The sequence below is a fragment of the Rhizobium sp. IY2 genome (genome assembly GCF_047532935.1).
GTDB lineage: Bacteria > Pseudomonadota > Alphaproteobacteria > Rhizobiales > Rhizobiaceae > Rhizobium > Rhizobium anhuiense.
This window is the reverse complement of record NZ_JBLKNU010000008.1, coordinates 21,801-44,359: the sequence shown is the minus strand read 5'-3', so window position 1 is coordinate 44,359 and position 22,559 is coordinate 21,801. Positions and strand designations below refer to the sequence as shown.

Annotated in this window: 23 protein-coding genes; 9 read left to right on the top strand and 14 right to left on the bottom strand. The window is 59.8% G+C overall.

The window, feature by feature from the left end:
* Nucleotides 1-206: 206 nt before the first annotated feature.
* Entirely contained in the window at nt 207-626 is a 420-nt protein-coding gene (gene irrA, locus ACMUVN_RS22490; protein WP_047617346.1) for an iron response transcriptional regulator IrrA, read from the top strand.
* Nucleotides 627-639: 13 nt separating this feature from the next.
* On the opposite strand, the gene ACMUVN_RS22485 is transcribed toward irrA, so the two are convergent.
* A complete protein-coding gene (locus ACMUVN_RS22485; RefSeq protein WP_063473397.1) occupies nt 640-1,275 on the bottom strand; it encodes a trimeric intracellular cation channel family protein in 636 nt (211 codons plus the stop codon).
* A gap of 288 nt (nt 1,276-1,563) precedes the next feature.
* Here ACMUVN_RS22485 and ACMUVN_RS22480 point away from each other — a divergent pair, with 288 nt between their 5' ends.
* Nucleotides 1,564-2,037: a hypothetical protein gene (locus ACMUVN_RS22480; RefSeq protein WP_029868354.1), complete on the top strand. Its 474-nt coding sequence runs from the start codon at nt 1,564-1,566 to the stop codon at nt 2,035-2,037.
* A gap of 97 nt (nt 2,038-2,134) precedes the next feature.
* On the opposite strand, the gene ACMUVN_RS22475 is transcribed toward ACMUVN_RS22480, so the two are convergent.
* Both ACMUVN_RS22475 and ACMUVN_RS22470 read right to left on the bottom strand, forming a co-directional pair.
* Nucleotides 2,135-2,923: a YdcF family protein gene (locus ACMUVN_RS22475; protein WP_168333933.1), complete on the bottom strand. Its 789-nt coding sequence runs from the start codon at nt 2,921-2,923 to the stop codon at nt 2,135-2,137.
* Between the two features lie 67 nt (nt 2,924-2,990).
* Nucleotides 2,991-3,713, bottom strand: a complete 723-nt coding sequence (locus tag ACMUVN_RS22470; RefSeq protein ID WP_168333934.1) for a YoaK family protein — start codon at nt 3,711-3,713, stop codon at nt 2,991-2,993.
* A 236-nt stretch (nt 3,714-3,949) separates the two neighbouring features.
* Here ACMUVN_RS22470 and ACMUVN_RS22465 point away from each other — a divergent pair, with 236 nt between their 5' ends.
* The 3 genes from ACMUVN_RS22465 (at nt 3,950) to ACMUVN_RS22455 (ending at nt 5,698) form a co-directional block, all read left to right on the top strand.
* Complete coding sequence (locus tag ACMUVN_RS22465; RefSeq protein WP_168333935.1) at nt 3,950-4,186, top strand: DUF2798 domain-containing protein; 237 nt, start codon at nt 3,950-3,952, stop codon at nt 4,184-4,186.
* 231 nt (nt 4,187-4,417) lie between these two features.
* Nucleotides 4,418-4,723: a hypothetical protein gene (locus ACMUVN_RS22460; RefSeq protein WP_048338295.1), complete on the top strand. Its 306-nt coding sequence runs from the start codon at nt 4,418-4,420 to the stop codon at nt 4,721-4,723.
* Nucleotides 4,724-4,873: 150 nt separating this feature from the next.
* Nucleotides 4,874-5,698: a universal stress protein gene (locus ACMUVN_RS22455; protein WP_029868358.1), complete on the top strand. Its 825-nt coding sequence runs from the start codon at nt 4,874-4,876 to the stop codon at nt 5,696-5,698.
* A gap of 113 nt (nt 5,699-5,811) precedes the next feature.
* On the opposite strand, the gene ACMUVN_RS22450 is transcribed toward ACMUVN_RS22455, so the two are convergent.
* Both ACMUVN_RS22450 and ACMUVN_RS22445 read right to left on the bottom strand, forming a co-directional pair.
* Entirely contained in the window at nt 5,812-6,177 is a 366-nt protein-coding gene (locus tag ACMUVN_RS22450) for a hypothetical protein (protein ID WP_029868359.1), read from the bottom strand.
* Nucleotides 6,177-7,778, bottom strand: a complete 1,602-nt coding sequence (locus tag ACMUVN_RS22445; RefSeq protein ID WP_414815461.1) for an MBL fold metallo-hydrolase — start codon at nt 7,776-7,778, stop codon at nt 6,177-6,179. Before ACMUVN_RS22445 ends, ACMUVN_RS22450 begins: the two co-directional genes overlap by 1 nt.
* A gap of 124 nt (nt 7,779-7,902) precedes the next feature.
* Between ACMUVN_RS22445 and ACMUVN_RS22440 the strand changes: the two genes are divergently transcribed.
* Nucleotides 7,903-8,736, top strand: a complete 834-nt coding sequence (locus ACMUVN_RS22440) for a universal stress protein (RefSeq protein ID WP_097544487.1) — start codon at nt 7,903-7,905, stop codon at nt 8,734-8,736.
* A 60-nt stretch (nt 8,737-8,796) separates the two neighbouring features.
* Here the strand turns inward: ACMUVN_RS22440 and ACMUVN_RS22435 are convergent, their stop codons facing one another.
* Both ACMUVN_RS22435 and ACMUVN_RS22430 read right to left on the bottom strand, forming a co-directional pair.
* Nucleotides 8,797-9,255 (bottom strand): pyridoxamine 5'-phosphate oxidase family protein, encoded by a 459-nt coding sequence (locus ACMUVN_RS22435; protein ID WP_097544488.1) that lies wholly within the window; start codon nt 9,253-9,255, stop codon nt 8,797-8,799.
* 120 nt (nt 9,256-9,375) lie between these two features.
* A complete protein-coding gene (locus ACMUVN_RS22430) occupies nt 9,376-10,200 on the bottom strand; it encodes a universal stress protein (RefSeq protein ID WP_063473400.1) in 825 nt (274 codons plus the stop codon).
* Between the two features lie 131 nt (nt 10,201-10,331).
* Between ACMUVN_RS22430 and ACMUVN_RS22425 the strand changes: the two genes are divergently transcribed.
* On the top strand, nt 10,332-11,153 hold the full coding sequence (locus ACMUVN_RS22425) for a universal stress protein (protein WP_047617327.1): 822 nt from the start codon (nt 10,332-10,334) through the stop codon (nt 11,151-11,153).
* Here ACMUVN_RS22425 and ACMUVN_RS22420 read toward each other — a convergent pair whose 3' ends face one another.
* From ACMUVN_RS22420 to ACMUVN_RS22410, 3 genes are all read right to left on the bottom strand, one after another.
* Nucleotides 11,154-12,749 carry a heavy metal translocating P-type ATPase gene (locus tag ACMUVN_RS22420; RefSeq protein ID WP_414815510.1) on the bottom strand — a complete coding sequence of 532 codons (1,596 nt, stop codon included), beginning with the start codon at nt 12,747-12,749 and terminating at the stop codon, nt 11,154-11,156.
* A 260-nt stretch (nt 12,750-13,009) separates the two neighbouring features.
* Nucleotides 13,010-14,272: an MgtC/SapB family protein gene (locus ACMUVN_RS22415; protein ID WP_414815460.1), complete on the bottom strand. Its 1,263-nt coding sequence runs from the start codon at nt 14,270-14,272 to the stop codon at nt 13,010-13,012.
* Nucleotides 14,273-14,364: 92 nt separating this feature from the next.
* Nucleotides 14,365-14,796, bottom strand: coding sequence for a DUF3775 domain-containing protein (locus ACMUVN_RS22410; RefSeq protein ID WP_414815459.1), 432 nt, complete (start codon nt 14,794-14,796; stop codon nt 14,365-14,367).
* A 202-nt stretch (nt 14,797-14,998) separates the two neighbouring features.
* Here ACMUVN_RS22410 and ACMUVN_RS22405 point away from each other — a divergent pair, with 202 nt between their 5' ends.
* Complete coding sequence (locus ACMUVN_RS22405; RefSeq protein WP_414815458.1) at nt 14,999-15,982, top strand: zinc-dependent alcohol dehydrogenase family protein; 984 nt, start codon at nt 14,999-15,001, stop codon at nt 15,980-15,982.
* 86 nt (nt 15,983-16,068) lie between these two features.
* Here ACMUVN_RS22405 and ACMUVN_RS22400 read toward each other — a convergent pair whose 3' ends face one another.
* From ACMUVN_RS22400 to ACMUVN_RS22385, 4 genes are all read right to left on the bottom strand, one after another.
* Nucleotides 16,069-18,744, bottom strand: a complete 2,676-nt coding sequence (locus tag ACMUVN_RS22400; protein WP_414815457.1) for a cation-translocating P-type ATPase — start codon at nt 18,742-18,744, stop codon at nt 16,069-16,071.
* Between the two features lie 56 nt (nt 18,745-18,800).
* Nucleotides 18,801-19,316 (bottom strand): Hsp20/alpha crystallin family protein, encoded by a 516-nt coding sequence (locus tag ACMUVN_RS22395; RefSeq protein ID WP_414815456.1) that lies wholly within the window; start codon nt 19,314-19,316, stop codon nt 18,801-18,803.
* A 422-nt stretch (nt 19,317-19,738) separates the two neighbouring features.
* A complete protein-coding gene (locus tag ACMUVN_RS22390) occupies nt 19,739-20,038 on the bottom strand; it encodes a hypothetical protein (protein WP_063473404.1) in 300 nt (99 codons plus the stop codon).
* A 66-nt stretch (nt 20,039-20,104) separates the two neighbouring features.
* Complete coding sequence (locus tag ACMUVN_RS22385) at nt 20,105-20,752, bottom strand: BON domain-containing protein (protein WP_063473405.1); 648 nt, start codon at nt 20,750-20,752, stop codon at nt 20,105-20,107.
* Between the two features lie 263 nt (nt 20,753-21,015).
* On the opposite strand from ACMUVN_RS22385, the gene ACMUVN_RS22380 reads away from it, so the two are divergent.
* On the top strand, nt 21,016-22,506 hold the full coding sequence (locus ACMUVN_RS22380; protein WP_414815455.1) for a succinate CoA transferase: 1,491 nt from the start codon (nt 21,016-21,018) through the stop codon (nt 22,504-22,506).
* Nucleotides 22,507-22,559 lie beyond the last annotated feature (53 nt).

Genomic DNA, 22,559 nt, shown 5'->3' with positions numbered 1-22,559 from the left:
CGCCCCGGACCAGGCTTGCGCCATTATTTGGTGGTCGCATACAGGAAGGCCAGGGCCGCGACCAGACCTATTTGCGTCAAAAGCCGGTTTTTGCCGCGTTTATCAGGCTCTTGCCCTCATTGAACTATTGAAACGCTCCGGTGCAAAAGTTATACCGCTTGAAGAAACATGATTGCTTTATGCCAGAATAACCGGAGTTGGTCTTGATGACGGGTACGCTCCCGATCGCAATAGAGGTAAGGCTGCGCGGTGCAGGACTGCGCCCTACCCGCCAGCGTGTGGCGCTCGGCGACCTCCTGTTTGCCAAGGGCGACCGGCATTTGACCGTCGAGGAACTGCATGAGGAGGCGGTTGCCGCCGGTGTGCCGGTTTCGCTGGCAACCGTCTACAACACGCTGCACCAGTTCACGGAAGCCGGTCTGATCCGCGTCCTCGCCGTCGAAAGCGCCAAGACCTATTTCGACACCAATGTGTCCGACCATCACCATTTCTTCATCGAAGGCGAGAACGAGGTGCTCGACATTCCCGTCAGCAACCTGACGATCGGCAATCTGCCGGAACCGCCAGAGGGCATGGAGATCGCTCATGTCGACGTGGTGATCCGGCTGCGGGCAAAGCAGGGCTGACGACACCGCCGCTTCACATGACATCGTCGGGATGCCGGCCGGGCTTGTGCTTGTAGGTCGGGAAGGTCCAGCCGAACCACAGGGCTCCGCCGCGCACCGCAAAGGCCGCCACGACGCCGCAGGCAGACGCCAGATAGAGCTGCATTCCGAGCGCATTGGCCGCCGTGAACACACCGGCGCCGATGAGGGCCGCGGTCACGTAGATTTCCGGCCTCAACAGCACCGAAGGCTCGTTTGCCATCAGATCACGCAGGATGCCGCCGAAGGTCGCCGTCAGCGTGCCGGTGACGATCGCGATGGTCGGGGAGCCGGTGGCGGCAAGGCCCTTGGCGGCGCCGATCACGCAATAGGCGGCAAGGCCGATCGCATCCAGCCAGATCAGCAGACGATAGCGCGATTCCAGCAGGTGGGCGGTGAAAAAGACGATGACGCCCATGATGCAGCAGACGAGGATATAGCCTGGGTTCAGCACCCAGAAGACCGGAACGCGGCCGAGCACGATATCACGTACCGTACCCCCGCCCGTTCCCGTCACCATGGCGAAAAACAAAAAACCGATGAGGTCCAATTGCTTGCGTGACGCGGCGAGCGCGCCTGTCGCGGCAAACAGCGCAATGCCGGCATAATCGAGATAGACGAGCAAGGACATGCGAACCCCGAACCGGCAGACGTTCAGAGCATGATGCCGAAAAGTGTGAGCGGTTTTCTCATGACATCATGCTCTAACTCTTGAATTGACAACAGGATTCAGATTTTAGGCCAATTAGGCCTAAAATCATTCTGTTCTCGAGAACAGAACCACGGCGGCAAGGGCGGCGCAAGGCGGGGGCGCCATAAAGCTAGAGTCTTTACGTGATGCATGTCGTTGTCCTAGAACCGCTGCACAGTTTTGGCGACATGCATTGGGCCACAGAGCCTTTATCCAAAGAGGAAAGCCGTGAAAACGCTGGTGCTCGCCGTTCTGAATATCGTCCTGCTGCTTGTCATGCCGGCTGTCGCCTTCGGCCAGCAATCGCTGATTTCCGATCCTGAGATCTACGAGAAGAAACATTTCCAGGAGCAGTGCAAGACGGCCGAATTTGCCGACGGCTTCGTCACCCGGCAGGACATCAACAATGACGGTCTGATCGACGCGGTGGTCAATGAGGGTCAGCTGACCTGCGACGGGCAGAAGGGGCCGCAATGCAATGACGACGGCTGCACTTATAATTTCTACCTGCAGGTTGCCGAAGGCGGTTATTTCATGATCGCGACGGCGCAGATCTATGGCTACGACTTCGTCCAGCGCTTCGGCAATATGGTGCTGGCGATGAAGATGCATCCGCGTTTCTGCGACCGCACGGAGGGCGATCCCTGCATCGTGACGGCCCGCGTCCGCGGCACGAAATTCGTCACCATCTCGAAGAAATAGCTCAGCATATGACCCGAAATCGGAATCGATATTCGGGTCATGCGCAAAGTCAAAGCGATCGAGCGTCCTTGGCGCGTTCTGTTGGACGCGCGGCGCTCTATTGCGGATAAAGTTCCGACGTGCGGCCGGCGAGATAATAGCCGACCAGGCCGTACCATTCGCGGATGGCGGTTGCCAAGTTCTGGGCATTGAGGTTCGGCTGGGTGAAATCCAATCCAAGTCTCACCTGGCCGTCGGTGCGATAATCGGTCGGCCAGGGCACGATATCGATGCCGAGCTTGCGGAAGATGCCGACGGATCGCGGCATATGAAAACCCGAGGTGATCAGCAGGCAATGGGAAAGCCCCTGGCTTGCCAGGAATTCCTTGGTATTGATCGCGTTTTCGAAGGTCGTGCGCGATTGCCTCTCCTCGATCAGGCGATCCTTGCCAACGCCGAAGAGCGGGAAGAACCGCTCGGATGCCGCCGCATCGCCTTCGTAGACGCCCGAGATGGAACCGTCGCCGCCCGATACCAGAATGCGCGACTGCGGAAATTTCTGCGCGAGCCGCAGAGCTTCGACGAAGCGGTCGGCTCCGCCATTGAATTCTATGCCGTGGCGCGCCGTGTTCACCTCGTTTTCGAAAGCGCCGCCGAGCACGATCATGCATTGCAGGTTGTCGGGATCGGCGGCCGGCTTTGCGAAGCGCTGCTCGAGACCCTGCATCACGAGGTTGCCAGCCGTGGTGTAGAGCGTAACGAAAAGGATGAGGGCCGAACCAGCTGCGCTGAGGATACTTAAGGTGCGCCAGCGCAGAAGGCCGGCAATGAGGGTCAAGAAGACGAGGAAGAATGCCAGCGACAGCGGCTGAGCGAAAATCCAGACAAGCTTCGAAATCAGGAACAAGACCCACTCCTTGAGGATTGGCGGCGGTCCCTTCTATCCGATTCGACGGTAACAGGAATGCGACGGTCTATTTCGCGCGCCGCGCGGCCGATCCGTGCGGCGGGATCTTCTGATTGAAGCGGCGCTGGAGCGGCCGCGGGATGAGCATGGCGACAAGCGCCAGCGCCATGGCAAAGAGGGAGACCAGCCACAGCGCATGCGCGCCGGTCAGCCGCGTCAGGACGGCGCCGACAATTGCACCAAGCACCATGCCGCCCCAAGGTACGATCTGGATCGTCCATTCGACACGACGATCACCGATGATCCAGCGGCCGATCCCGCGGCCGAAGCGCGACAGGGCACCGGTTACATAGGTCAGGCCGATCGGCAGACCCTCGATGTGCTCAACGGCGGCGTTCACCATGCCCATGGAAAAAACGATCAGGTAGAACCGGGCGAAGAGCATGTTTTGCACCGTCATCATCGAGGCGAGCGCCAGGACGAGGCCGACGCAGCCAAGCACCACGAAGATGCGGCGTTGCGAAAGATGAGAGATGACGATGCCTGCCGCATTGCCGAGCACGAAGACGATGATGGCAGAGACCAGGACTGCCGCGTGATAAAGATTGCCCTCACTCAAGGCGAGTGCGGCCCGCGTCGTATTGCCGGTCATGAAGGAAACGAAATCGCCGGTGAGCAGAAGACCGGTTGCATCAGTCATACCGGCGAGAAACGAAATCGAGCCGACGAGGGCGAGCCCGGTCAGGGTTCGTCTGGTCCGGATGATGCGGCGGCGTCTTGCTCTGGTCATTGGCTGAGGTCCTGGAGCCGAATCGCTGAGATTGCGGCAACAAGGATAATTCCTTTCGTTGAGGAATTGGCAAAGACGATCGGAAGGAGGTGAGGCGGACTTGAACGGCAAGACAATTTCGGCCATAGAGACGGCGTTGCTTCAGATCGAAGCTCCGTAAGCGTTTACGTCAATCAACGCGCAACCCGCCGGTCGGCGCTGCGCAATTGTCTGATCGGCACCTTACGGAGATCGAAATGCTCAAAGGCAAACTCCCTAAACGTTACAATACGATCATCATGCCGTTCATCCTCTCGCTGCTGATGACATCAGTCGTCTCGGCGATCAGTATCGTGAGAGCCCAAGGCCTGACCGCGCCTGCCCTTGCTATGTGGCCCTCCGCATGGGCGCTCTCCTGGGCGATCGCCTTTCCTGTCCTGCTACTGGTGCTGCCGGTGGTCAAGCGGCTGACGGCTGTGATCGTTGAGGCGTGAGGAGCGCGAGGCGCCGGCGGGCTGCGCAAGCGGCCTGCCGGAAGCGTTCCGCCGCGCACGCGTAGCTCCCACCCTGCAGGACCTTGCCATTCGTTCAGCAAGCCGTCTCTTTTGATGTGTATCAAGGCATGCTTTTCGAGCAGGGATAAGGTCCGGCAACTTGCCCAGGCAGTCCAACAACATTCCTGCGGCAGGTTTTCCAAAGAGATCAATCGGTCCGGAGATAGGGTGATGCCATTAAAACTGATCAGTGGAATGATGAAGTCGTCCGGCGAGGAAGCGTTGCTTGCGATGGATGCGGGCGGCGCAAATCAGATGGTCGTCATTGACAGGGGAGCTCTTCAGGAGGTCGCAGAACCACGACGCTGCGACGAAAGCCGGCTTCAGGAAAATATCGATTTGTTCAGCCGGATTGCGTCGGCGAAATATGACTGCGGCGACGTCGAACCGGATGGGCGCATCCGAATTGGCGCGGACGATCTGCTTGCATGGCGGCAGAGTGCGCATGTCAAAAGCAAGCCGGCAAGCATAGCTTGATCGGTCCATAGCTTGCGCCGGCAAGCCTGTCGATCAACACCGTCGTCACGCAGAAGGGCGCCCTCTTTGACGTACGTCAATTCATAATTCCAGGGCAGTGCGAGAGTGTGGCGAATATCAGCTCTCGCCTCTTTCCGTTTGGAGATCAGCATGAAGCAACACCTCTTTCTTCCGCTCCTCACCTATCCGGATGCGACTTCGGAATTCATGATCGCCAACGCCGTCGCACTTGCGCACCACATGCAGGCGACGCTGACCGTCTGTGCGGTGGAGATTACCGTTCCCGACGTGTCCAATGCCCTGTCGTCGCTGATCATCGATGCGGCGAAGATGGCGCGGGATGCCGGGGCGCTCAGCCGCAAGCGTGCCTCGGCGCTGACCCGGATGGCGGTCGATGCGGCAAAAGGCGCTTCCGTGGATGTGCGCACGCGCGAGATCAAGACTGCGGAGCCTTTCGTCGTCGAGGTCCTTTCGGAAGCATCGCGCGCCTACGATCTCGTGCTTCTGGAATCGGCCGGGATCTCCCGTCCGATCGTCGAGGCGGTGCTGTTTGCGTCAGGTCGGCCGCTCATCCTATATCCGTCTGCACCTTTCGGCGGCCGGATGGATCACGTCGCCATCGCCTGGGATGGCAGCCGGGCTGCCGCACGGGCGGCACATGATGCCTCGTTTTTCCTGGAACGGGCTTCCAAGGTCTGCCTGCTTTCCGTCATCGACGAGAAGCCGGTGGAATTCGAGACCGGCGATTATCTGGTGGAGAATCTGCTGAAGAGCGGTGTCGTCGCGGAGGCGACACGCGTGCGTGCGCGCGGCGAACCAGTCGGAGAGGTGCTGCAGACCAAAGCCTTCGAATTGCGGGCAGACCTTCTCGTCATGGGCGGGTTCGGCCATTCGCGTCTGCGCGAATTCGTGCTCGGCGGCGCTACTCAAGCCGTGCTGACCAATATCAGCCTGCCTATCCTGCTGTCGCATTGAGCAGAGGCACGCCGTCTTCAACGATCGAATTCGGAGCAAACGGCTCCGAACTCGTATCGCCAGAACAGTCGAAGGCATGGAACATATGCACGCCGGTTATTCTCCCTTCCAACCTAACGACCGGAAGGACCATGCATCGCCCTCAGCCGACGAATCGTCTCGCAGCCGCCAGGTTTCGATGAAACCGTCCGCTTCCTGCCGGCCGCTTCGGCCGCCGCCTCCACCAGTTGAAAAGCATATTCCACGGCCGCTTCCGTATCATCGTGGCAGAGCTTTTCCGCCTGGCAGCGGGTTTCGAGCGATCGTCTGATCCGGCGTTTGATGGCAGGCACAACGGCATCGTTCGTGTGAGCGAAAAGGTGCCGCAGGCAGCTGGTAGCGACCACTTCCGAAACCAGAAGTTTTCCTTCGATTTCGCCGAGCGTCGGCACGGCAAATCGCGCTCCTCCGCTCTGGCAGTCACGATCTGTAACCAACATCATTGTTCTCCCATTTCATCATCGAGCGCTCTTTTCACCCGACGCAGGATCACCGCTCGTCCCTTTCGATCAGGTCGACGGCGCAAGCGCTCTTCCAAGTCGATAACGATCGACTGGTACTCATTGTGCCAATCAGGATGGCCAACCTCTTGTGGTGCGAGACGCGGGCGCGGGGAAGCAGGGCCCAAGAGTTCCGCGCCTTGCCTCGTCAGGCGGTAACAAGCATCGAGCGAGGGGATAAGGACCGTGATATCCGGCTGCTCCAATGCCAAACGGGATTTCAACTGGTCGCGCGCTGCATCTTCGCCATGAACCAGGAACAATCCTGTTCGAACCGGTTTGCGCGCTGCCACCCACTGCATCAATTCGGTCGCATCGGCATGACCACTATACGCCTCCAGAGAGTGAATGGTTGCACGCACGACGATTTCATCGCCTTGGATCCTGACCGTGCGCGCTCCGTCTTGGAGTAGACGTCCGAGCGTTCCCTCCGCCTGAAAACCGACGATGAGAACACTGCCCTCATCGCGCCAAAGCCAGTTCTTGAGCCGATGACGAATCCGGCCCGCCTCGCACATTCCGCTTGCCGCGATGATAATGTGGAAGCCACGGATAAGGTCGAGCGCCTTCGATTGCTCGGCGGTTTCCGTGAAGCGCACGTTCTTCGAATTCAATGCTTTGACCAGCAAATTTCCGTTCGCCATGGCGCGCGCGTAACGCTTGAATATCGCAGTGGCGCGCGACGCGAGCGGCGAGTCGATCACGATCGGACAGCGCGGCAGACTGCCTTCGTCCATCAGGATGTTGAGATCAGCCAGAAGCTCCTGGGTTCGTTCGACCGCAAAGGACGGGATCAGCAAAGCGCCGCTTGGGTGATGGGCCTTCAGCACAATTTCAAGGAGCAGCCCGCGCCGTGCTTCATCCGAAACTTCGTCCCGCTCGCGATCGCCATAGGTGCTTTCGCAGATGATATAGTCGAACCCCTGGGGCGCTTCGGGTGCAGCCTCCAGCAATTTATGCTGAGGCCCGATATCGCCCGAAAACAGCATTCGGATCGGTTCATCCGTTCCCGAAAGCTCGATTTCGACCGATGCGGAGCCGAGAAGATGGCCGGCGTCCCAGAACCGGAAGCGGAGGTGGCCAGAAAGCTCGTGCCATTCCTTATGAGCGACGGCTTGAAATTGCGTCATCGCGACTCGTGCGTCATCCGCGTTGTAAATTGGTTCTATGGCGTCGCGTGATCTCCAGCGATTGCGGCGATTGAGCTGCTCGACCTCCGATTCCTGGATATGGCCGGAGTCCTGGAGCATGATCCCGCACAGGTCCAAGGTGGCAGCGGTACAGTAAATATGTCCGGCAAACCCTGCCTTCACCAGCTTGGGGACTAGGCCCGAATGATCGATATGTGCGTGGGTCAAAATGACAGCGTCAACGGCGGCCGGCTCGAAAGGGAAAGGACGATAGTTCAGCTCCTTCTCCGTTTTCGATCCTTGGAACATGCCGCAATCGATCACGATCCGAACACCACGATGGTCCAAAAGAAAGCAGGAGCCGGTCACCGATCCGGCTGCACCGTGAAAATATAAAACAGGATCTGACATGGCCTGCCCCCAATTGTTTACACATCCTAGCCGGCGGGAACACCGACCGCTTTGCGGCAGATCAATGAATGGGGGAGCAAGGGAGATTAGGGTTGGTCAATTCCAACAAGAGAGGCAACTGGTCATGACCATCAAAACTGTTTTGAGCGTCCTCGGCGTCAATCACTTCGACGAAGACTTGAAGGGCGCCATCGACTTTTGCGAAACCCACGGCGCCCATCTCACCGCAATGGCGATTTCGATGGGCGCAGCGCCCCCTATCGGTTCCTACGAGGTTGTCTCGACGGTCTGGGTCGAAGAACGTCAGCGCGAAATCGATCGCCTGGCCGATAAGAGTTCCGAGATCAAAGCAGTCCTCGCAAGGAGCGAGGTCTCTTTCGAGGTGCAGGAGATCTACACCGAATTCGCCTGGGCGGACGAAGATATTGCAGAGCGGGCACTCTATGCCGATCTCGTCCTGGTCGGCCCTCAGGCCGCCCGTGACCAGGAACTGCGGCGCAGGGTTATCGATGGTGCCCTGTTCCGGTCGCCGACACCGATGCTGATCAACCCGAGAAAGTCCAATGTCGGGCTTGCTCCAAAAGCGATCCTGCTGGCCTGGGACTCCAGCGACGAGGCTTCGCGCGCGGCACGTCAGTCGATCGAGTTCCTGCAGGCTGCTGAATCGGTGCATATCACGCTCGTCGATCCGCTGGCATCATCATCGGCGAATGGTGAAGAACCAGGCGCTGACGTTGCCACCTTTCTGGCACGCCACGGGGTGAAAGTTGATGTGGATTGCGTCGCAAGCGGCGGCCGCCGCGTCGATGAGGTGCTGCGCCAGCATGCCGCCGATGTCGCTGCCGACATGATCGTCATGGGCGCATATAATCATCCCCGGCTTCAGCAGCGTCTTTTTGGCGGTGTAACGCGATCGATGCTGGAGGAAACCAAAATTCCCCTGTTCCTCGCCCATTGAGCAAAACGCCCGGGTTCATCCCGGGCGTCCTCCCCCGGTTTTCAATCAACGGCCCGGCTTTCAATCAACGGAAAGCGCCGTTCGACCGGTAACCTCACGGACAAATATGCCGTAAAATATGTGCTCGGACTCCGAGGCCGTTGCCTGCGGCTGCGGCTTCAAGGCACCGATTTCCCACCAATCGAAGTGTTTTTGCAGCAACGACCAGGCTTGCAGCCTTTCATTGCGCCAAAGGTCTGTATCCGGAAACTCTTCGAAGCGCCCATCGACGACGACGCTCGTCCAGCCCTTGCCCGTGCCATGCTGGTCGATTTGCAAACAGACGTTTTCGTTCGCGCGCATCCAGTCGACCTTCCGGCCGGGCATGGAAAAACTGTAGATCACACCCTTTGCATAAGCGAAGTAGATCGGCACCAAGTAGGGCTTGTCATCCTTGCAACAGGCCAGGTGGCCAAACCGGGAATGCTCAAGAACGGCGAAGCATTCTGCTTGCGTCAAGTCTTTCAGGATGTAGCTCATCGGTAACTCTCCTTGCCGCGACAAGTTCATATATTACCACCTGATCACACCCTGTCGTTGATGGAGCGCAATGACTGAAACTCCCACAGAGGCGAGACTCTCCCCGCCTTGGAGTACCGGTTAATTCGACAAAAGCCGGTTGATGGCGTTGTTATGGAGCAGCGTGCGGGTGATCCCTCCGAAGACACGTTCGCGAAATCGATTGTGGCTATATGCGCCTGCGACAATCAGATCTGCCGCCAACCTATCTGCAGCTTCGATGATCGTCATCCCTGCATCGCCTGTCTGTCGCGGCTCGATGATGCTCCGGGCTGGAACCGAATGGCGGGAGAGAAACCGAACAACATCATTCAGCGCTTGCTCATCGATCGGGTGGCTCTCCTCGATCGAAAGGACGACCACGTCTTGCGCCAAGATCAACAGAGGCATCGCATCGACAATTGCCCGCCGCGATTCCTTCGTGTCCTTCCAGGCAATCACAATCGTCTGAGCTTCCAGAGGAGCCCGGGAGGCCGAAGGTAGCAGCACCGGTCTGCCCGCCGACAGCAAAACGTCCGGTATGTTAACTGTGCGTCGGTAATCGCGTGCCTGACCCTTCTCGACATCAAAGAGGACAATAAGGTCGGCCGCTCGTGCATTTTCAACGACAAAAGTTGCCGGGTCGGCAGCCTTTGTCTGCCAGGAGACGTGGTTCCTGAACGGCGCATGTCGCATGATCCGCTCGTGCAGGTCGCGTTGTCGCGTCTCGACGGCCTCCATCTCTTCACGCATGATTTTGGTTCCGGATGTCGGTCCGATGCTTGGCTCGATCACGAATAGCGGCTGGGCCGCGGATATGCAGGCGAGTTCAGCATTGCAACGCTCAGCGAGGTTTATCGCAAAGGTGAAGCGATGATCGGGCTGGGCATCGATATCGAAATGCGTAAGGATGGATTTGAAAGTCATGGCTGGCTCCCTCCTTCGTGAGGACATTCAAATCATGCTCGCGCTTCTGCGATTTATCACCTTGATTTTCGTCAAAGCGCGGGCCGCACGAACAGGCGATGCTAGCTCCAATCATCGGGAGGACATCACCCATGAAAGCGCAATTTCATTTGCCCCTCGTCACCTATCCAGACGCAAGCTCCTTTTCGCTCCTTCAGAATGCTGTCGCTGTTTCCCTTCACCAAAAGGCTGATTTAACGGCAAGTATACCGTTGGTCAGAATTGAACCCGTGCAACCGCGACTTCCGTCATTTCTTGACGTGGAAAAAATGCGTGCAGATGCCGAGCACGTCAGCAGAGACAATGGCGCCGTTCTCGGGCAGACGCTGCGTGACTATGCGAAGCAAGCCGAGATCGAGGTTGAGATCCAGCCATTCGACGCGAGGCAACCGTTTGTCGCCCAAGCTCTTGCCGAGCTGTCGCGCGCATATGATCTTTCGATTCTGGAAGCATCCGAAATAATGAGGCCGCTGATCGAGAGCGTGCTGTTTGAAAGCGGTAGACCGCTCCTGCTTTTTCCCACGGACAATTTCTGCGGGCGGATCGATGCTGTCGCCGTCGCCTGGGATGGGGGAGCCACCGTCGCGCGGGCACTGACAGGTGCCAGATTCCTGCTGGAACAGGCTTCGCGTGTCGTCCTGATTTCCGTGACGGACGACAAGCAGATTGACGAGCGCAGGCGAGACCACCTTGCGGCTGCACTTCGAAAGGCCGGCCTTGCCGTCGATGTCACGGCCGTCCAGGCGAACGGAGAACCGTCAGCCGGCGTCATCCAAGCTGCGGCGCTGGAACGCAAAGCTGATTTGCTGGTCGCCGGCGCGTTCGGTCATTCGCGGCTGCGCGAATTCGTTCTGGGTGGGGTCACACGGTCACTGTTGACGCGCCTTGAAATGCCCGCTCTCTTTTGCCACTAACTAGAGAGCACGGAGTGCGTTGCCGATCACGGCAACATCGATCACCTCCTGGAGAAGGGCGCCCTGCACAGGCGTGAGGTATCCCAGGCTCGCACAAACCATCGCGATCACCGATAGACCGACACCGCAAGCGACACTCTGAAGAGCGATCGCACGGGACCGCCGCGCGGTTTGCAGCAGAGTTCCAATCTGCCCCAGGTCATCCCGCAGCAACACGACATCCGCCGCTTCAGCGGCGGCGGCAAGATTGCGCCGGCCAACGGCAACACCGACGTCGGCAGCAGCAAGTGCAGGTGCATCGTTGACGCCATCACCGATCATCATGACGCGCCCGTAGGATCTTTCCGCCGTCACCCTCTGAACTTTCTCGGCCGGCTCAAGCTCGGCACTGATCTGATCAAGACGAAGAGCAAGGCCGACGGCGTCCGCGACTTCGGCCCTGTCACCGGTCGCAAGGCTAAGCCGCTTGACGCCCAAACGTCGAAGATCCGCGATCGCCGGGACAGCATCCTTGCGAACCGGGTCGGCCATGACGATCGTACCGGCGAGAGCGTCATCGATCGCGACATAGGCTGTGACCGTGCTGTTGTCCTTCGGGCCAGGGCGAGTGGCGGACCTTGTCTTGCCGGCAATGAAATCCCATCCGCCAACGGCTACCTTGCGTCCGTCCACATATCCCTCGATGCCTTCTCCTGGCACTTCTGCGAGTTGGGCAGGTTTGGCAAGCCTCAGGCCACGTCGCTTCGCTTCTTCGACAATCGTTTGACCAATCACGTGGCCAGAGGCTTGATCCACGGATGCCGCGAGACGCAAAATCTCCTCGGCATCCCGATCGGTCTCGATTCTGACAACAGCAGGCTCTCCAGTCGTCAGCGTGCCTGTCTTGTCGAAGACGACCACCGAGATGGTCGCGAGGACCTCGAGGACATGAGCTCCTTTGACCAGGACGCCTGCACGGGCAGCTTTCGACATTCCCGCCACGAGTGCGACGGGAACGGCGAGAATCAGCGGGCAAGGTGTCGCGACGACCAGAACTGCAACAATCCGCGTGGGATCGCCCGACAACCATGCGGCCAGGCCGGCGATCACCAGGGTCATCGCCAGGAAGGCGAGGGAGAAGCGGTCGGCCAATCTCGATATTGGCGCTTTCGAGTTTCGGGCCTGGCTCACCATGCGGATTATTCCGGCATATGTACTTTCGCTTGCTGAGCCGGAGGCGATCATTTCAAAAGCATCGCCGAGATTGGAAGACCCGCTCATGATCAATTCACCGCTTTCCCGCCGCGCCGGCAACGGCTCGCCGGTGAGAGCCGCCTCGTTCAAGAGCGCGTGACCGGCTACAACCTTGCCATCGGCAGGGACCACGTCGCCCTTTCGGACGAGCAGCTTGTCTCCCGGGACAAGTGCCGCGATGGGAACCTCGGACAGGCCGGATGCGGTGACACGAACAGCGCTACGGGGGGCGCGAGACAGAAGTTCGCTCATACCGCTCTCTGCGCGCCTTTGAGCAAAGCTTTCCAGAAACTGCCCGCCTGCATACATGACAGCAACGATGGCGCCGGCAAAATATTCGCCAAACCAGAGCGCAGCACTCATGGACAGGGCCGCGATAAGATCCAGGCCGATATCGCCACGCCTCAAACTGAGTGCGACGTCAACAGAAAGCGCGACGATGACGATGATCGTCGCGCTGACCAGAGCGGTGGTGGACCAGAAAAGCAGATCGCCATGCCACCACCGCAACAGACCGCCGACGATGAGGCCTGTGATTGCGATAGCCGCGAGCGAAAGAGGCCAAACGCGGTGAATAACCGTGAAGGTTATTGGGAGGCGGTAATTGATACGCGAAGAAGCACTCATGCCAGAACCAAGCCGGCAATCCCGGCAAAAGTCGCGACACAGCCTGCGATCGCGAAACGAATTGCATAGGCGATGCTCCCAACACTTGCCGCAAGAACGGCCTTCGCAAGCATATTGGCGAACGCCGCGACCGCTATGGCGCGAGCGGCTGCATCTGCAGGCACCTGGATGGATGACAATTTCGCCACGGCAAGTGTTATCGCATCGAGATCGCCCAGTCCCGTGATGAACGCAAGGGCGACCAATGACTGGGTTCCGAAGGCGATCAGGGTCAAGCGTGTCAGGACGGTCACGACGGCGAGAACAAGCGCGAAACGCAGCACGACCATGACCTCAAGCGGGTTTCGCGGCAAAAAATCAGTGCTCTCGTCCGGGCGCCGCAACGATGCGGCAAGGCCGCCTCCGATGGCGAAGATCACGGCAGCGGGAGCGAGCGATGGAGCCAGCTCCCTGAGCACGGCCGGCGCAATGAGGCCGCAAATCAAAAGCACCCGGGCGAGAGAAACGGCTCCCGCCAGCATCGCTCCGGCTGAAAGCAGCGGTGAGAGGGCGGGCATCTGTATCGACTGGCGGGCAAAGGAAAGCGTCAGGGCTGTCGACGAGACGATACCGCCGCTGGCGCCGGTCAACAGGATTCCGGCACGGGCGCCGCCAATCTTGATCAGGATATAACCAACAAAGGAAACGGCTCCCACCAGGATCGTCATCATCCAAAGCTCGAAGACATTGATCGCCTGCCAGGGATCGACCGGCTCATTGGGCAGGATCGGGAGGATGACGACCGTCATCGTCAGCAGGATCAGAGCGGCCCTCAGCTCGAGCCAGGTCAGGCGCCGAAGAAATCCATGCAAGGGTTCCCGCGCGGCGAGAAGGGCCGTTATTGCAACCGCGCTTGCTGCCGTTGCCGTCATATCTGCAACGACCGCGCCGAAACCCAGTGCGAAGACCGTTATTGCGGCAATCGTGCCGGTTGCACTGTAGTCTTCGTCATGTGTTGCCTGCATGCGGCTGAAAACGAGGATTGTGACGCAAAAGGAAACAAAGATAGCCGTCGGCAGAATTGGCCCTGTGACGGGCTGCAGGAAACCGCAGAAGCCGCCCAGGAAACTGGACAGGCCATAGGTGCGGATTCCCGCCACCCTTTTGCCTGGCGCGGCCTCACGATCCTGCCAGCCGCGCTCGATACCGACCAGGATGCCGATCGCAAGCGCGAGGCTGAGGCGCTGGAATGCTTCTGTCGTTACCAATGATGTCATCATCTGATGGTCCAGACGTGCCGGTCCATCCATCGCGGAAGGTACCTGTGCCGTCTATGTCGTTGCCGTTCATTTCGAATCATGCGCCGGCAATGTCAGAGCCGGCCCAGCGCATCGTCTGTGGACGTCTCACCGAACTGGTCGAGCGCCTCCTCGAGATAATCCGGCAGGAGAGGCGTGCCGAGAAGATAGGCCGCTGTGCGTCTATTGTGCGCATCCGCTGCTCGGCTGCGAAGCTCATCCCAATCACCGACATTCCCATCGCCTCGACCGAGCCACGCCAAGGCGACCAGATCGATCTGTTCGTCTTCGTTGAGAGCCCAGATTGCACTCCTGAGTTCGGTCTCGACGGGATCGTCGTCATGATCTTCCAGCACTCCGATCATGTTGTCGTCGCTCGGGTTCGAGCCCGGATCCGGCTCGGTGACGACATCCTTGACGTCGAACTCCTTAGCCTTGAGGATGAGATAGCGGACGGTCTCCGGGGAAATGCTCGGCATCCATGCCTCGTTCACAGGGTCATTCATAAGTGGCCTCCGCGCCCAATATTTCATTTCAATTATATACCATGTGACATCGGGCTGCCGTTGCATTGAGAAGGATCAATCTACCCCACCGTCACATGACGAAAACGGCGAACGAGAATGGGCAGGACGTAGGCTTGACGCTCGTCCATGCCGATCGTCGCGTTTTCAAGACCGTAACGGTTTGCGAAATGAGGAGACGCTGATGCAGGCGATGATTTTGGAGGCGATCGGGACCCCTTTACGTCTGGTGGAGCGCGCCGATCCCGCGCCGGGCAAAGGCCAGTTGATGTTGAAGGTCGAAGCCTGCGCCGTCTGCAGGACGGATCTTCACGTCTGTGACGGCGATCTTCCGAACCCGAAGCTCCCCCTTGTTCCCGGCCATGAGATCGTCGGCGTCGTCGAGGCGGTCGGAGAAGGTGTCGCGGCGTCACGCATAGGGCAAAGGGTCGGCGTACCCTGGCTCGGCCACACATGTGGCCGCTGCTCGTTTTGCCGCAGCGGAGAGGAAAATCTCTGCGACCAGCCGCAATTTACTGGCTATACGCGCGACGGAGGTTTTGCCACCCATGTCGTTGCCGCTGCAGCTTACGCATTTGCGCTCGACAGCGAGGCCGATCCGGTCGCTCTTGCGCCGCTGCTATGCGCGGGACTGATCGGCTGGCGCTCGCTGAAGAAGGCTGGAGACGGCGCCCGGATCGGGCTTTACGGCTTTGGCGCAGCCGCCCATATCATCGCGCAAATATGCCGCTGGCAGGGCCGCCAGGTCTACGCTTTCTCACGCAGCGGCGACGCTGCAGCGCAAGGTTTTGCGCTCGGCCTTGGCGCTGCCTGGGCAGGGGGTTCGGATGAGGCTCCGCCTGTCATGCTCGACGCCGCAATCATCTTCGCACCTGTCGGCGAACTCGTACCGGCTGCACTGAAGGCGGTGCGGAAGGGCGGAAGGGTCGTCTGCGGAGGTATCCACATGAGTGAGCTTCCGGCCATGCCTTATGCGCTGATCTGGGGGGAGCGAAGCGTTGTTTCGGTCGCAAATCTGACGCGTGAAGATGCGGAGGAATTCTTCCCCATTGCCCGACAGGCAGGCGTCAGGACCCACACGACCGTCTATCCGCTTGCCGAAGCCAATACGGCGCTCGACGACCTGCGTGCCGGCCGATTGAGCGGGGCGGCTGTCTTGAAGCCCTGAGCCGATGAGTCATCGCTGGCCACTGCATGATGGGATTTCACGGGCGCACGCCATTTATCGCCATGGCGGGCCGCCGCGTCTTGTCGTCAGTTGTCGCGGTGCTGCCTGCGCCACCATTTGTCCACCTCGGAGACCGCAAGCAGAGCGCAGGCGAGCGCCAGAAGCGTTGCCCATTCGCTAGGAGATACCGGTTGCAGGGAGAGTATGTCGCTGAGGAAGGGGAGGTGCATAGCGAGCATGTGGACCGCCTGGGCGACGAGCACAGCGGCAAGCAGGAGCAGGTTACCGCCAAAACCTTGCCTGAAGAGAGACTGATATTCCGAGCGGCTGTTGCAGGTCTGGACGTTCTCGAAGAGGACGAAGAGCAGGAGCAGCATGTTGCGAGCCGCCCCTTCCGAATAGCCGTTCAGCAGCAGCCAGTAAAAGATGGCAAAACCACCAAGACCCATGACGAGGGTGGAAAGCAGCACACGGCGCAACATCAGCCGGTCGAGGATCGGTTCCGAGGGCTTGCGTGGCGGACGGCAAAATTCGTCGCCTTCGGCCTTTTCGGCACCGAGCGTGACATCTTGGATGCCGTTGGTGACCAGGTTCAACCACAGCAATTGCACCGGCAGCAGCGGCATCGGCAGGCCGAGCGGAATTGCCAGCATGAAGAGCAGCACTTCAGCCGCCCCGGTCGAGATGAGCATGAAGATCACCTTGCGAATATTGGCATAGGCGACCCGGCCCTCGCCGATACCGGCGACGACGGAGGAGAAATTGTCGTCGGTGATGATGATGTCGGCGCTGTCCTTGGCGACATCCGTGCCTTTGCGACCCATGGCAACGCCGACATGGGCGTGTTTCAGCGCCGGCGCATCGTTGACGCCGTCGCCGGTCATGGCGACGAAATGGCCCTGCCGCGCCAGCGACAGCACGATCGAAAGCTTCTGTGCCGGCTGCGCGCGCGCATAGAGCCGCGTGCGGGCGGTCAAAGCATCGAGGATCGCCGGCCCCTCCTGCTCCGCTTTGGCGATTTCGGCGCCGGTTGCGATCTGGTCGTCGTCGAAATCCAGGCCGGCTTCGGCGGCGATGGCGGTCGCCGTGCGGGGATCGTCGCCGGTTATCATGGCGACCGCGATGCCCGCGGTGCGGCAGCGACGAATGGCATCGGGTACTTCGGGCCGGATCGGATCCTTCATACCGACGAAGCCCAGAAAGACGAGGTTGACGAGATGATGGCGGCCATAGATGTCGTCGGAAGCCGCTGCCATCTCGCCATAGGCGAAGGCGAGCACGCGCAGACCGCGGCCGGCAAGTTCTTCCTTCTGTTTGATCAGCGCTGCCTTGTCGAGAGCGACGAAACCCTTGCCTGTGTCCATTCGATCGGCCATGGCGAGCACCGTCTCGGGCGAGCCCTTGACGAAGACATGGACGCTGTCTTCCGCATCGTGGAAGGAGGCGGCATAACGCAGGTCCGGCTCATAGGGAATGGCGCTGAGGGCGGGAAAATCGGCGCGCAGATGCCTGTGATCGATGCCGGCCTTTCGGGCCGCCGCCAGCAGTGCGATGTCGACGGTGTCGCCGGTGCCGCTCCAGCCATCAGCTTGCTGCTGAAGGGTCGCCTCATTCGGCAGGGCGGCAGCCTTCAGCAGCGAAAAGGCTCTTTCGGCAGCAACTTCGCGGGTGACGCCGGGTGCGTGCAACTCGCAGCGATCGAGGTCATGGCCGGCGTCGAAGAAGAGGCGGGTTCCTTCCGGCAGGATCATTTCCGTCACCGTCAACTCGTTCATGGTCAGGGTGCCGGTTTTGTCGGTGGCAATCATCGTGCACGAGCCGAGCGCTTCAACGGCCGTCATGTTGCGGACAATGACATTGGCCTTCGACATGCGGCGCATACTGATCGCCAGCGCAACGGTGATGGCGACGGGCAAACCTTCGGGAATCGCGCTGACGGCAAGACCGACGCTCATCAGGAAAAGATCGTGAAGTGAAAGGCCCCGCGCCAGGCCGGCAGCAAGAAGCAAGGCCGTGGCAACGGCGACCGAGTAGGCAATGTTGCGCGAGAAATACTCAAGCCGGATCAGCAACGGTGGCTGCGAACGTGATCTTTCGCCGATACTGGTTGCAATCCTGCCGAGTTCGGTGGCCGACCCTGTCGCCGAAACGCGGCCGCGACCGCGCCCTCTGACGATCATGGTTCCGGCGAAGACCTGGGAGGAGCCGCTGCCGTTTGCGAACTTGCGCACCGGCACGGATTCTCCCGTCAGCAGGGATTCGTCGCATTGAAGGTCGTCGCAGGCGAAGAGCGTGAGATCGGCCGGCGCGCGCCTACCGGATTCCAGCACGAGAAGATCTCCCGGAACAAGGTCGGTTGCGGCAATGGTCTGCTGCATTCCATCGCGGATCACCAGCGTGCTGGGCTGTTCGAGATTACGCAGGGCAGCGGCAGCCTTGCCGGCCGAGTATTCCTGGAAAGCGCCGATCGCGCCGTTGAGAATGAGGACTACCGCAATGAAGGCCGCGTCCTTTAGGTCGCTGACAATGGCGGAAACCGCCGCGGCGCAGATCAGGATGTAGATCAGCGGGCTCAGGAACTGGTGCGCGAAGACGAGCAGGAAGCCGGGAGCAATTGATTTCGGCAACTCGTTGCGGCCGAAGCGACGCAGCAGCGCTTCGGCTTCGGCTTGCGAAAGCCCTGTCTCATCGCAGCGGATTTGAGCGGCGTGGTTCATGCCCTCATAGGACGGGATGTCCGGCAGCCTCGCCTTGATCTTCATCAAGGAAATCGTCCCAAGAGAGGGCGCGCCGTTACGGCGCGCCCGCATCGGAAGAGTCAGCCCGCCTTGATCGGGATCTTGCGTTCGCTCTTCAGGGCGTCGTTGCTTTTCGGCAGCTTTACCGTCAGCACACCGTTGGCAAAAGACGCATCGATCTTGGCGCTGTCGACGCTCGGCGGAAGCTGGAATGCGCGGTGGAAGGCGCCGTAACGGCGTTCGGAAAGATGATACTCCTTGTCCTTCTCCTCTTTGGTCTCCTGCTTTTCGGCCGTGATGGCGACAATGCCGTTTGTGACTTTCACGTCGACATTGCTGGCGTCGATACCCGGCAGTTCAGCCGTGATTTCATAACCATTGTCTCTCTCGACGAGATCGACGGCCGGAGAGACGATCGTCGAGAGCGCCTTGTCGAAGGACAGTCTCGAAAAGGGGCGATGCCAGAAGCTCGGCGTGAAATCGTCGAAGAGCCGATCGATCTCCGAGCGCAGGCTCTCGAAGGTGGAAAGGCCCCTCTGCGGGGTCTTGTTCTTCTCATCGGTCTTGATCGGCAGTTTGGTGGCTGTGTTGGCCATGTTCTTGCTCCTCTGTCGTAACGTGTGGGACCGTTTCGCGGCGGGGTCGGCAGACGATCGCCGCAATAACCGAACTTCGCGTTCGGCAACGGACCGATCAAAGCCGATAACGGGCAACGCGGCATTGATCGCCGTCAATGTGTGTTTCGCCGCGATGCCCGGGCAATCTCCGTGAGACGGCAGAGCAAAATCGCCCATGCATAGGTGCAACACGAGGCTTTGAGGCAGGTGGATCGGGACGAGCCAACATCGCACGGCGCCGGTGCGCAGGACGGTGCCTCTGGGCAAGGAAATTTGCGAAAACGCTCTCTCGCGAGCAAGTGTTGAGAACCTTCGCGGGCGCCGGTTTCGGCTTTGCCGTCAACGGTTCAGACGACAGCGACAGCTTTTCTTCCGCATCAGACAGTGATCTTCTTCATTGATCAGTACAGATCTTTGCCGCTTCGCCCAACGAACTCCGTTCGAAGGCCCTGATCGTGCGCTTGCTTGAGAAAACGATCGGCGCTCAGCATGTCGAGGGCGATGCTGTCACCCAGACATTGGCATAGCGGACCACAGAACTGTTCGTGGACCCACGCTCGGGCGCGGGCCGACAGAATGACGATTCGCCATTCATCATCCGTGCTTCGCTCAAGCCGGAAATCACGGTCGGAATGATAGGGCGGAGGGCTGCCCGCCGCCGCAAGCAGTGCTTCTCCCGTCCGGGTGGGTATCGTGTCCATGACAAATATAACCTGTTTCAGCGCTCCGATGGCGGCCAGGGGACCGCCATCGATGTCAGACGTCGATCAACCGACCGAGAGCTGATCATCGAGTGTGGTGATCCCGGGCGCCGACCAAGCGGCTCGCTCGGCAGCGCGTCGTTCTGCCCAGGTCCTGACCTTGCCTTTCAGCGTCACTTTGCCGCCGGAAACATCGACTCGGATTGCCTCGGCCTGCAACTCCGCATCGCGCTCGAAAGCATCCTCGATGCGTTTCCTGACGTTGGCCGCGCTGGCCTTGGGTCTAACCTCGACCAGATTCGAGAGGCCGACAATGCCGGCCAGGTCTTTGACGGCATCTGACGCAGCGTCCTTCTGATATTGCCACTCGACCGCGCCGGTTAAGGTTACCCAACCCTTGAGGACCCGCACCTGCACCGCTTCCTTCGGGATGCAGACATTCCAGTCGATCATCTTTACCGCCCGCTGCGCGATATCGTCGTCGTCGGTGATGCGAGCGCCAAAGATACGAACCTCGATTTCCTGGGCGATGCCGCGAACCCCCTTCACGCGTTTGACCACGTGCTCGACCGCCTCCTTCTCCGAATACGTGCGGACATGTCCGGTGAGGGAAACGATGCCATTATCAACGGCCACGCCAATATTGGCCGCATCGACACTTGGCTCGAATTCGAGTTCGTCCAGAATGGCCTGTCTCAACGCAATGTTGTTCATAGCCTTCTCTCCACTTGGTTTCATCGACATGAACAGCGATAGGCCGCAATAGCCGGGACGTCGTTGATCCGGGTCAATAAAGCGAATTCCAAGAGTTTTGTGACGCCGGCGAAGGTATCGCCATGTCCCCCGCACGATCCCCGTCAGGTTTTTGAGCCGTGTCAATGTGCAAGGCCGCTACGCCGCCAGAATGACATGACGGCCGAGACGCCGTCAGGGACATCAACCTCCCCGTTCCAATGTCGCATTGAGGATCGCTCGCTATGTTCAGAAACCGTCTCCGCAGCGCGAAGCTCTGGGATCGTATTGTCGGCGCCGAGGAAGCGGCGCTCCTGATTACCAATGGGATGACCGTCGGCATGAGCGGCTTTACGCAGGCCGGCGAGGCCAAGGCCGTGCCGCTGGCGCTGGCGGAAAGGGCAAGGCGCGATCCGCTGAGGATTACGCTGATGACTGGCGCCTCGCTTGGCCACAATCTCGATCGAACCCTCGTCGAGGCGCATGCCGTCGCGCGGCGCCTGCCTTTCCAATCGGACCCGGTCATGCGCGAGGCGATCAATGCCGGCGAGGTGATGTTCATCGACCAGCATCTTTCCGAGACCGTCGAGTCCCTGCGCAGCGGACAAGTCCCGCCAGTCGACGTCGCCGTCGTCGAAGCAGCCGCGATTACAGAAGATGGCGGCATCGTGCCGACCACCTCCGTCGGAAATTCGGCGAGTTTCGCGATTCTCGCCCCGAAAGTGATCGTCGAGATCAACCTCTCTCAGCCGGAAGCTCTCGAGGGACTCCACGACGTCTACATTCCGACCAAGCGGCCGAGCCGCGAGGCAATCCCGATCGTGGCGCCCGACTGCCGCATCGGCGTACCGTTCATTCCTATCCCTGCGGAAAAGATTGCGGCAATCGTCGTCACGCAAAGCAGCGACAGTGCCTCTACGGTGGCGCCGCCGGATGCGCAGACCAACGCGATCGCTGGCCATCTGACAGAATTCCTGTCGCACGAGGTGCGGCGTGGCCGGTTGACGGAAAGGCTGCAGCCGCTGCAGGCAGGCATCGGAACGATCGCCAATGCGGTGCTTTATGGCTTCACCGCGACGCCCTTCCACGATCTCACCCTCTATTCCGAGGTGCTGCAGGATTCGACCTTCGATCTGATCGATGCCGGCAAGCTCGCCTTTGCTTCCGGATCCTCCATGACGCTCTCGGCGCAAAGGCATCGCAGCGTGCTTTCCGAGATCGGGCATTACAAGCAGCGGCTGGTGCTGCGGCCGCAGGAGATCAGCAACCATCCCGAAGTCATCCGCCGGCTCGGTATCATCGCGATCAACACGGCATTGGAATTGGACATCTACGGCAACGTCAACTCGACCCATATCGGCGGCACACACATGATGAACGGTATAGGCGGCTCCGGCGATTTCGCCCGTAACGCCTATATGTCGATCTTCGTGACAAAATCGCTTGCCAAGGACGGGGCGATCTCACGCGTCGTGCCGATGGTCAGCCATGTCGATCATACCGAGCATGATGTCGACATCCTCGTTACCGAAATCGGTCTTGCCGATCTTCGCGGACTGGCGCCGCGGGAACGCGCCAAAGTCATTATTGCCAATTGTGTGCACCCAAGCTACCGCGAGCTACTCGCGGATTATCATCGGCGGGCGCTGCTGCGCGGCGGGCATACGCCGCATCTGATCGAAGAAGCCTTGGGATGGCACGATAACCTGCGCCGAACGGGACGGATGTTGTCGTAGGTGGCCGTAAGGCATCCTCAGAAATTCCGTGACACTCGTAGAAACGAGATCGG